Origin of the sequence: Streptomyces albus subsp. albus, assembly GCF_000725885.1 — a bacterium.
GTDB classification, from domain to species: Bacteria; Actinomycetota; Actinomycetes; order Streptomycetales; family Streptomycetaceae; genus Streptomyces; species Streptomyces albus.
On sequence record NZ_JODR01000035.1, the window covers coordinates 50,810 to 60,579 of the forward strand.

Below are 9,770 nucleotides of genomic sequence, written 5' to 3' on the forward strand. Positions count from 1 at the left end.
CGCCCCGCAGCGGCAGAGGCCGTGACTCCTGCATCCCCCGGCAGGGTCACGGCCTCTGTGCCACCCGTGCACAGGGGGCGTCAGTCAGCGCGCACGTCAGCGCAGTTCGTCCAGCCAGGCGTCGACGACGCGGGCCGTGCTGTCCGAGAGGTCCTCCATCATGGTGAAGTGGTTGCCGGGCACGTCCACGGTGTGGTCGGCCTCGGTCCAGCCGGTCTGCCACTCCTCGGGCGCCAGCTCCTTCCCGTTCAGCGGTTGGCTGGAGCGCACCAGGAGCACGGGAGCGGCGAGCTTGCCGGGCCGCCACCGGCCCAGCAGGTTGAAGTACCAGCTCATCGCGGACAGCCGGGCGGCATCCATGAGAGCGAAGTCGGCCTCCCGTTCGAACATGCCGCCGAGCAACTGGTCCCCGAACTGGTCGAGCGACTCGTCACCGGGCACATAGGTGTCCAGCAGCACGACTCCCGCCGGTCCGCCGCCCTCCTGCTCCAGACGCGCGGCCGTCGCATACGCCAGGACCCCGCCGGAGGACATGCCCAGCAGCGCGTACGGCTCGTCGCCGGCCTGTTCGCGGACCATACGCGCCAGCAGTCCGACGAGAGCGTCCTCCGTGGCCGGCAGCGGTTCTCCGGCCGCGAACCCGGCGACCGCCAGGGCGGTCACGTCCCGCACGTCGCGGAACGACGAGGCGAACCGCGCGTACTGGTGCACGCCGGCGAGCGCCACGTAGGAGCTGAGGCAGATCAGCCGCACCGGCCGCGGGCCCTTGGCCAGCCGGACGGCGGTGGGCGCGGGGTGCACCTCGGAGGCGTCGGCGAAGGTGTCGCGGAGCCGGGCGACGCTCTGCAGCAGCTCGAAGCCCTCGTACAGCCGGCCCTCGGTGCCGGCCCGGCGGAACAGCCGGCCGATGGTCTCGTCGGTCCCGGGGCCGGGTGCGGGAACCGGGCCTGCGGTGGGACCGGCCGGGCCGGACGGACCGGACGTTTCCGCCGGGTCGGTGCCGAGCCGGGTGTGCAGGTGCTCGGCCAGTTCGGCCGGTGAGGCGTGGTCGAAGACGACGGTGGCGGGCAGTGCCAGACCGGTGGCGGTGGCCAGGGCGTTGCGCAGCTCGACCGAGGTCAGCGAGTCGAGGCCGAGTTCCAGGAAGAGCCGGTCCGGCTCGACCTCCTCGGCGGAGGGATGCCCGAGCACGGTGGCGGTGGTGCCGCGCACCAGATCGAGCAGCGCCCCGCGGCGGGCCGGCTCGTCCAGGGCCCGCAGCCGTCGGGCCGTCGCCCGGTCGGTGCCCGCGCCGGCCGTGGCCCGCCGGGCGGCGGGCCGGGCCAGGCCGCGCAGCAGCGGTGCGGGGTCGGGGCCCAGCGCCGCGGTGTCGAGCCGGACGGGCACGAGCGAGGCGGCGTCGGTGCGCAGCGCGGCGTCGAGCAGGCCGAGACCTTCGGCGTCGTCGAGGGCGAGCACGCCGCCGCGGGCCATCCGGCCGCGGTCCGCCTCGTCGAGGCGGCCGGCCATGCCGCGCTGCCACGCTCCCCACGCCAGCGACCGGGCGGGCAGCCCGTCGGCCCGCCGCTGTTCGGCCAGCGCGTCGAGGAAGGCGTTGGCGGCGGCGTAGTTGGCCTGCCCCGGGGTGCCGAACGTGGCGGCCGAGGAGCCGAACAGCACGAAGCCGGCGAGCTGCCGGTCCCGGGTGAGTTCGTGCAGGTGCCAGGCGGCGTCCGCCTTGGCACGCAGCACCGCCTCGAAGCGGTCCGGGGTGAGCGAGGTGAGCACACCGTCGTCGAGGACTCCGGCGAGATGGACCACGGCGGTGAGCGGATGCTCCGGGCCGATGGCCGCCAGGGCCTCGGCCAGCGCCGTCCGGTCGGCGGCGTCACAGCCGACGATCGTGGCCTCGGCGCCGAGCCCGGCGAGTTCCGCCCGCAGTTCCTCTGCCCCGGGAGCGTCCGGTCCGCTGCGGCTGAGTAGATGCAGCCGGCGCACTCCCCACCGGCCGGCCAGGTGCCGGGCGACCAGTCCGCCGAGGGCGCCGGTGGCACCGGTGACGAGCACGGTGCCGTCCGGGTCCCAGCCCTCGGGCCCGTCCCCGGGCACCTCCCCTGGGACGTCCTGCGGGCTGGTCCCGGGCGCCTGCGGTGCGGCCTCCCCCCGGGGCGGCGGGCCCGGCACCCGGCCGAGCCGGGCGGCGTACAGCTGTCCTTCGCGGGCGGCGAGTTGGGGTTCCCCGGCGTCGAAGGCGGCGGGCAGCGCCAGTGCGGAGGCGTCCTGCCCGTCGAGGTCGACGAGCAGGAAGCGGCCCGGGTTCTCCGACTGGGCCGTGCGTATCAGTCCCCACAAGGGTGCGCAGGCCAGGTCGCCGGGACGGGCCGTGCCGTCGCCGAGCGCGCCGCGCGTGACGAAAGCGAGCCGGGCGCCGGCGAACCGCTCCTCCGCGAGCCAGTCCTGCGCCGTCCGCAGCGCTGCCCCGGTGATGTCCCGCACCGAGCGCGTGAGTTCGGCCCCGGCCGGGGAGCCGAAGGGGACCAGGACCAGCTCCGGGAGGGTCATTCCGTCGCGCGCCGCGGCCGACAGCGCGTCGAGGTCCGCGAAGGACTCGACCCACACCCCCGCCCCGGTCAGTACGTCGCCGATGCCGAGGGCGTCCGGGCCGACCAGCACACAGCGCCGGGACTCGGGCCCCGGCTCACGCGCGGGCAGCGGCGTCCAGTCCACCCGGAACAGCGCGTCCCCCCGCCGGCCGGGCTGGGCGTGGCCGGCGGTGAGCGGACGCAGGGCCAGCGCTCCGACCGTGGCGACGGCCTGCCCCGCGGGGTCGGCGGCGCTGACCGTCACCTGCTCGGGCCCCGTCGCGACCAGTGAGACCCGCAGCGTCGTGGCACCGTGCCGGTGCAGCGCGACATCGCCGAACGAGAACGGCACGAGGCGGCCGGCGGCGTCGGGCAGCAGATACGCCAGCGAGTGCAAGGCGGCGTCGAGGAGCGCCGGATGCAGGCCGTAGCGCCCGGCCTCGGCACTGACCGGCTCGGGCAGCGTCACCTCGGCGTACAGCTCGTCGTCACGCCGCCACAGCGCGCGCAGGCCCCGGAAGGCCGGGCCGTAGTGGATGCCGTCCGCCGCGTCCTCTTCCGACCCGCCTGCGGCACCGTCCTCCTGACGCTCCTCGTAGAGCCCGTCGAGCGGCACCTCCTGCGCGCCGTGCGGGGGCCAGACGCCGAACGCGAACGGCTCGGGCTCCTCCACACCTGTGGCCAGCGTGCCGCTGGCGTGCAGGGTCCAGGGCTCCCCGGCGGGCGCGTCGGCAGGGCGTGAGGAGATCCGCACGGTGTGGCCGCCGGCTCCCGCGATCTCCTCGGAGGGCTCGACGACGACCTGGAGCTGCCGCTCGCCAGCGTCGAGGCGCAGCGGGGCGGACAGGACCAGTTCGGCCACCCGGTCGCAGCCGACGTGGTCACCGGCGTGCACCGCCAGCTCGACCAGCGCGGTGCCCGGCAGCACCGGGGTGCCGCCGACGCGATGGTCGGCCAGCCATGTGCCGCCGGCGCCGAGCCTGCCGGTGCACACGAATCCGCCCCCGCCACCCGAGGAGACTTCCGGGTCTCCCCCACCGGACAGCGGTACGCAGGCGCCCAGCAGCGGGTGTGCGGCGCCGGTCAGTCCGGCGGCTGCCAGGTCGGCCGGAGCCGCGCCGGCCTCGGCCCAGTACCGCTGCCGCTGGAAGGCGTACGTCGGCAGCTCGACGCGGCGCGCGCCGGTCCCCTCGTAACACGCCCGCGCCGGGACCCGGGTGCCGTGCGCCAGCAGCGGGCCGAGCACCCCGGCGAGGGTCCCGGTCTCGGACCGGCCGCGGCGCAGCACCGCCCCGGTGAACATCCCTTCCTCCGCGCCCGGTTGCCCGTTCTGTGCGGCGTCCTCCTCCGCCAGGCACTCGTCGACCGCGGCCACCAGGACGGGGTCCGGGCCGAGTTCGACGAAGGTCCGCACGCCCTCGTCGCGCAGCCGGGTGACCGCGTCGTGGAAGCGCACGGTCTCGCGGGCCTGCCGCACCCAGTACCCGGGGTCCCCGAAGCGGCCGGCGTCCTGCTCCCGGCCGCAGGTCGGCACGACGGGGATGCGCGCGGGGTGGTACGTCACCGATTCGGCGACGGCGCGCAGCCGGTCCAGCATCGGCTCCATACGCGCCGAGTGGAAGGCGTGGCTCACCCGCAGCCGCTTGCCGGGACGGCCGGGGAACCGTTCGGCCACCGCGAGCACGGCCTCCTCGTCGCCCGAGAGCACCACCGACGAGGGGCCGTTGACGGCGGCGAGGTCCACTCCGGGCCCCAGCAGCGGAGCGACATCGGCCGCCGAGGCCCGCAGCGCGAGCATCGCGCCGCCCTGGGGAAGCGCCTGCATCAGCCGGCCGCGGGCCGCCACCAGCCGGCAGGCGTCGTCCAGTGTCAATACCCCGGCCACGTGCGCCGCGGCCAGCTCGCCGACCGAGTGCCCCACCAGACAGTCGGGTGTGGCGCCGTAGGACTCCAGCAGCCGGTAGAGGGCGACCTCCAGTGCGAACAGCGCCGGCTGCGCCCAGCCCGTCCGGGCCAGCGCCTGCTCGTCGGCGAACATCACCTCGCGCAGCGGCCTGCCGGGAGCGGCCCCTTCCGCGTCGAGGCGAGCGCACACGGTATCCAGGGCCGCGGCGAACACCGGTGACGCCCCGTACAGTTCCCTGCCCATGCCGAGCCGCTGGCTGCCCTGCCCGGTGAACAGGTACGCCACGCGGCGCGGTGCGGCCCGGCCGTACGCCACGCCCGGCGCGGCGCTGTCGGATGCGATCGCGTCGAGGCCGGCCAGCAGTTCCTCGCGGTCGGTGCCGGCCGCGACCGCGCGGTGGTCGAAGACGGTACGCGTGGTGGCGAGGGAGAAGCCGACGTCGAGCGGGGCGAGTCCGGGATGCCGCACCAGGTGCTCGCGCAGGGCGGCGGCCTGGGCGCGGACCGCGGTCCGGGTGCGCCCGGACACCAGCAGCGGCAGCACCGGCGGCGCCGGCCTGGCCGCGGGCTCCGGGGTGTCCGCCGGGCCGGATGCCGGGGCCTCCAGGATGACGTGCGCGTTCGTGCCGCTGATGCCGAAGGAGGAGACGCCCGCGCGCCGTGGCCGGCCGGCCACCGGCCACGGCACCGCCTCGGTGAGCAGTTCGATGTGCCCGGCCGACCAGTCGACCTGCTCGGTCGGCTCGTCCACGTGCAGCGTCGGCGGCAGCACACCGTGCCGCATCGCCTGCACCATCTTGATGACGCCGCCGACACCGGCCGCGGCCTGGGCGTGGCCGATGTTCGACTTGATCGAGCCGAGCCACAGCGGCCGGTCAGCGGGCCGGTCCTGGCCGTAGGTCTCAAGGAGCGCCTGCGCCTCGATCGGGTCACCGAGCACGGTGCCGGTGCCGTGCCCCTCGACGGCGTCCACCTCCGCCGGCCGCAGCCCCGCGCGGGTCAGCGCCTGGCGGATGACGCGTTCCTGGGAAGGCCCGTTGGGCGCGGTGAGCCCGTTGGAGGCACCGTCCTGGTTGACGGCCGAGCCGCGCAGCACGGCGAGCACCCGGTGCCCGTTGCGGCGCGCGTCGGACAGCCGCTCAAGCAGCAGCATGCCCACGCCCTCCGCCCACCCGGTGCCGTCGGCCGCGGACGCGAAGGACTTGCACCGGCCGTCGGGGGCCAGCCCGCGCTGGCGGCTGAAGTCGACGAAGGTGCCCGGGGTGGCCATCACGGTCACGCCGCCGGCCAGCGCCGTGTCGCACTCGCCCTCCCGCAGCGCCTGCGCGGCCAGGTGCATCGCCACCAGCGAGGAGGAGCACGCGGTGTCCACGGTCACCGCCGGCCCTTGCAGACCGAGGAGGTAGGCGACCCGACCGGTGACCACGCTGCCCGCCGAACCGGTGCCGAGGAACCCTTCGGCGCCCTCGGGGACGGTCGGCAACCGCGCAAGGTAGTCGTGGTACATGACGCCGGCGAACACGCCGGTGCTCTGTCCCCGCAGCTCGGCCGGGTCGACACCGGCGGACTCGACCGCCTCCCAGGACGTCTCCAGCAGCAGCCGCTGCTGCGGGTCCATGACCATCGCCTCACGCGGCGAGATGCCGAAGAACGCCGCGTCGAACTCGGCCGCGTCGTGCAGGAAGCCGCCTTCCCACACATAGCTCGCCCCACCGGCGTCCGGGTCCGCGTCGTACAGCCGCTCCAGGTCCCAGCCGCGGTCGGTGGGGAACGGCGTGATGCCGTCGCCGCCGGAGACCACCATGTTCCACAGATCGTCCGGGGTCCGGACCCCGCCGGGGTACCGGCAGGCCATGCCGACGATGACGACCGGATCGTCGGCAGCCGCCGTCCGCCGCACCGGCCGGCTGGTGGCCTGCCGCGGCCGTTCGTCCCCGAGCAGCCCATCCCGCAGGTGGCGTGCCACGGCTTCGGCGGTCGGATGGTCGAAGACCAGGGTCGCGGACAGCCGCAGGCCGGTCACCGCGCCCAGATGGTTGCGCAGTTCGACGGCGGTGAGCGAGTCGAAGCCGAGCTCACGGAACGGCTGGTCCACCCCCACGTCGTCCGGCGTGTCATGGCCGAGCACGGTCGCGGCCTGCGCCTGCACGAGAGAGCGCAGGGCGGCCAGCCGGTCCTCGGGCGACAACGGCAGCAGCTCGTCGACGAGCGAGGCAGCCGCCGCGGTGTCGGCGCGGGCCGCCCGCCGCCGGGGAGCCGGCACCAGGGAGCGGAACACCGGCGGCAGCCGGTCGGCGGTCTGCCGCAGGGCGGCCAGATCGAGCCGTACGGGCAGCACCGCCGCATGCCCCGACGCACCCGCCAGATCGAACAGGGCGGTGCCGTCCGAAGCAGTCAGCGGCACCATCCCGCCACGGGCCATACGGCGCAGATCGGCCTCGCCGAGCGCGTCGGTCAGCTCGCCCGGCCCGGCCCACAGCCCCCAGCCCAGCGAGAGCCCGGGAAGCCCTTCTGCCGCGCGCCGCTCGGCGAGCGCGTCGAGGAACGCGTTCGCGGCGGCGTAGTTGCCCTGCCCTGGAGCGCCGAGCGCGGCCGAGACCGAGGAGTACAGCACGAACGCCGTGAGGGGCGCGGTCGCCGTCAGCTCGTGCAGGTTGAGCGCGGCGTCCACCTTCGGACGCAGCACCTGCCGCACCTGCTCGGGGCTCAGCGACGCCACCGTCGCGTCGGCGATCACACCGGCCGTGTGCACGACTCCGGTGAGCGGGTGCTCCGCCGGGACGGTGTCGAGAACGGCCGCCAGCGCGGCCCGGTCCGCCGCGTCGCACGCCACCAGGGTGACCTCGGCGCCCAGTGCGGTCAGTCCGGCGACCAGCTCGGCCGCGCCCGGCGCCGCCGCACCCCGGCGGCTGAGCAGCAGCAGATGGCGCACGCCGTGCGCGGTGACGAGGTGGCGGGCGATCACCCCGCCGAGGTGTCCGGTGGCACCGGTGACGAGCACGGTGCCGCTCGGCTCCCAGACCGGGGCCGCCGGCCGGGCCGACGGGGCCGACCGGGCCGTACCCGCCGGGTCCGCTTCCCGGGTGCTCTGCACTTCCCGGGCGTTGTTCACTTCCCGGGCGCTGTCAGCTGGCGGGGCGCTGTCCGGTGCCGGGGCACTGTCCGGTCCCGGGGACCGGTGCGCTGCCGGGGCCGTGTTCACCGCCCGGGGCGTGTCCGTTGCCGGGGACGTGCCCACTGCCCGGGCCGTGTCCGCTGCCCGGGCCGTGTCCGCTGCCCGGGCCGTGCCCACTGCCGGGGACGTGTCCGCTGCCCGGGACGGCTCCGCTGCCTGGGACGGCTCTGCTGCCTGGGACGGCTGCGGTGGCGCCGGCACGCCGGTGAGCCAGCAGGCGAACAGCGCACCGTCCCGCACCGCGAGCTGCGGCTCCGCCGAGCCGATCGCGGCGGCGAAGCCGGCGCGGCCGTCCACGAGCTGGAAGCGGCCCGGGTGCTCGGACTGCGCCGACCGCACCAGACCCCAGACCGCCGCGCCCGGCAGGTCCCGCACCACGTCCTCGGGTCTGGCCGGTACCGCGCCGTCGGCCACGAGGACCAGCCTGCTGGCCGCGAACCGCTCGTCCGAGAGCCACTCCTGGACCAGCGCGAGGGCCCGCAGCACAGCGTCGTGGATGGCCTGGGCCGATTCCGCGCCGGACGACGGCCCTGCGGCGGTCACCACCACCTCCGGCACGGCCCGTCCGGCTTCGACTGCTGCGCGCAGCACCGCCAGGTCCGGGTACCGCTCGCCGCCGGGCAGTACATCGTCCCCGTCGAGGACGACCCAGTCGGGCGCGTCGGCGACCGGTGCCCGGACCGGTGTCCAGGCGACCCGGAACAGGGCGTCACGCGGGACCGCTTCCGCCGACGGGTCCGGAGCGGGGTCCGCGGCCATCGGCCGGAGCGTGAGCGAGTCCACCTCCGCGACGGGCCGCCCGGAGACGTCGGCCACCCGGAGCGTGACGCTGTCCGGTCCGCCGGGCGTCAGACGCGCCCGCACCGCCGTGGCTCCCACCGCGTGCAGCGTCACCCCGCTCCAGGAGAACGGCAGCCGCCCGCGAGCGTCCTGGCCGACGTCCGGCCCGGTGTCCTCCGCGGCACCGAGCGCCATCGAGTGCAGCACCGAGTCCAGCACCGCCGGATGCACACGGAACGCGTCGGTGTCCGGCTGTGCCGGGTCGGTGAGCAGCGCCTCGGCGAAGAGTTCGGCACCGCGCCGCCACACCCGGCGCAGTCCGCAGAAGACCGGCCCGTACCGCAGCCCCAGACCGGCCAGCCCGTCGTAGAGCCCGTCCAGCGGCAGCTCCTGCGCGCCGTCCGGGGGCCATTGGGCCAGGCCGTACTCCGCCTCCCCCGGTTCGTCGGCGTCCGGAGCCGGTGCGAGCAGGCCGGTGGCATGGAGCGTCCACCGCTCGGCCGGTTCGTCGTCCCGCCGGGACGACACCTGGAGGGAACGGCAACCGCCGGCGTCCGACGCCCCGACCAGCAGTTGCAGATGCACGACCCCCGTCTCCGGGATCACCAGCGGGGCCGTGAGCGTCAACTCCTCGACGCGCTCGCAGCCGACCCGCTCACCGGCGCACAGAGCGAGTTCGAGGAACCCGGTGCCGGGAAACACGATCCGGTCGGCGACCTGATGATCGGCCAGCCACGGCTGCGCCTGCGCGGAAAGCCCGCCCAGCAGCAGCACGTCCCCGGAACCCGCCACGCTGATCACGGCCTGCAACAGGGGATGCCCGGCCCGCGTCGAGCCGAGCGGCAGCGGGCCGACGGTCAGACGAGCGGTGGGCCAGTAGCGTTCGTGCTGGAAGGCGTAGGTGGGCAGCTCGACGGTCCGGGCGCCGGTCGGGGCGAAGAACGCCGCCCAGTCGGCCTCAGCACCGTCCGCCCACAGGTGTGCGAGGGCGGTGACGGCGGTGGTGGCTTCGGCACGTTTGCGGTGCAGCACGGGGACGGCGAGCACGTCGTCGCCGCATGTTTCCTCGACGGCGGCCATGAGGGTGGCGTCCGGACCCAGCTCCACGAAACGGGCCACGCCCAGGGCCTTGAGGCGGGTGATCGCATCGGCGAAGCGCACGGTGCCGCGCACCTGGTCCGCCCAGTACGACGCGGAGAACTCCTCGACCTGCTCGCCGGTGAGGGTGGACACGATCGGTACCCGGGGATGGGCATACTCGACGGTGGCCGCCGCCTCGGTGAACTCGGCCAGCATCGGGTCCATGAGCGCCGAGTGGAAGGCGTGACTGACCTCCAGCCAACGACCCT

1 protein-coding gene is annotated in these 9,770 nt (G+C 75.7%); it reads right to left on the bottom strand.

What is annotated here, in order from left to right; translation table 11 throughout:
• Nucleotides 1-96 precede the first annotated feature (96 nt).
• Nucleotides 97-9,759, bottom strand: a complete 9,663-nt coding sequence (locus tag IO40_RS0130095) for a type I polyketide synthase (protein ID WP_267881832.1) — start codon at nucleotides 9,757-9,759, stop codon at nucleotides 97-99.
• Between the last annotated feature and the right edge of the window lie 11 nt (nucleotides 9,760-9,770).